This window comes from Streptomyces carpinensis (genome assembly GCF_002154505.1).
GTDB lineage: Bacteria > Actinomycetota > Actinomycetes > Streptomycetales > Streptomycetaceae > Streptomyces > Streptomyces carpinensis.
On the sequence record NZ_MUBM01000753.1, the window covers coordinates 1 to 1,251 of the forward strand.

Sequence of the window (1,251 nt, forward strand, 5' to 3'; positions counted from 1 at the left end):
GTGGGGGTGCGTCCAGCCCGCCGCACAGGGACATACGGCCCAGAGTCTCATCGCTGAACCGGGTTGGGACCGCAGTACGCGGCGGGCTGTGACGCACCCCGACGGCCCCTCCCGCCGTCGGGCGGGTGCGGGTCGTACGCGCTGCCGGCTACTCCGCCGGGGCGGGCGGCGGCCAGACGTCGCCCCAGTCCGCGTCGCGGGCCGCCCTGTACAGCTCGCCGTGGCGCTTGGTGACCGTACGGCGGCGCAGCTGCTCGTCCGCCTCGCACAGGTCGAGCAGCACCTGTCCCTTGCGGATCTGCGGGCGCCGGACGACCCGGGCGGGCGCGGGGCCGACCGGGAGCCGGGTGGCGGCGACGTAGCTGAACTTCTCGTCCTCGTAGGCGAGGGAGCCGCCCTTGACCTGCCGGTGCAGGGAGGACCGGCTGACCCGGGCCGAGAAGTGGCACCAGTCCGTGCCGGGCACGATGGGGCAGGCGGCGCTGTGCGGGCAGGGCGCGGCGACGTGGAAGCCGGTCGCGATCAGCCGGTCGCGGGCCTCGATGACGCGGGCGTAGCCGTCGGGGGTGCCGGCCTCGACGACCACGACGGCCTGTGCGGCGGCCGCGGCGGCGTCCACGACGGCGGCCCGGTCGGCCTCGGTGAGTTCGTTGAGGACGTAGGAGACGGTGACGAGGTCGGTGGCGTCCAGGGTGAGCGCCGCGCCGATCCGGGCGCGCTGCCAGCGAACGTCCCGCAGGGCCGGGTGAGCGGCGGCGATCTCCCGGCCGAGGGCGAGCGCGGGCTCGGCCCAGTCGAGCACGGTGACCGGCCGGCTCCCCTCCCAGGTGGCGGCGACGGCCCAGGTCGCGGCGCCCGTCCCGCCACCGACGTCGACATGGCCGGCGGGCACCCATCCGGGCACGGCTGCGGCGAACGCCTCCAGCGCGGAGCGCACCGCCTCGAAGGTGGCGGGCATCCGGTAGGCGGCGTACGCGGCCACGTCCGCCCGGTCGCGCAGGATCGGCGCGTCGGTCGGGGTGCTCCCCCGGTAGTTGGCGATCAGCCGCTCCACGGCTCCCACGGCCTGCCGCGGCGGCAGCCCGTCGAGCAGGCCGGAAAGAGCACCACGAAGAATCTCCGAGGACGGGATCGAGGACGGAGCTGCCGACGGCACTGACGACGGGGCTACGGGGTCGTTCACCCTCCGATTCTCGCAGGGGTGTGACGCGCTTCCTGCTGCTGGGGCCCGGGGGAGGGGCGCCCGCGCCC

The 1,251-nt window shown here is 76.0% G+C and carries 1 protein-coding gene; it reads right to left on the minus strand.

Going from position 1 to position 1,251, the window contains the following annotated elements:
- Positions 1 to 148: 148 nt before the first annotated feature.
- On the minus strand, positions 149 to 1,132 hold the full coding sequence (locus BZY54_RS48545) for a small ribosomal subunit Rsm22 family protein (protein ID WP_425276401.1): 984 nt from the start codon (positions 1,130 to 1,132) through the stop codon (positions 149 to 151).
- Positions 1,133 to 1,251 lie beyond the last annotated feature (119 nt).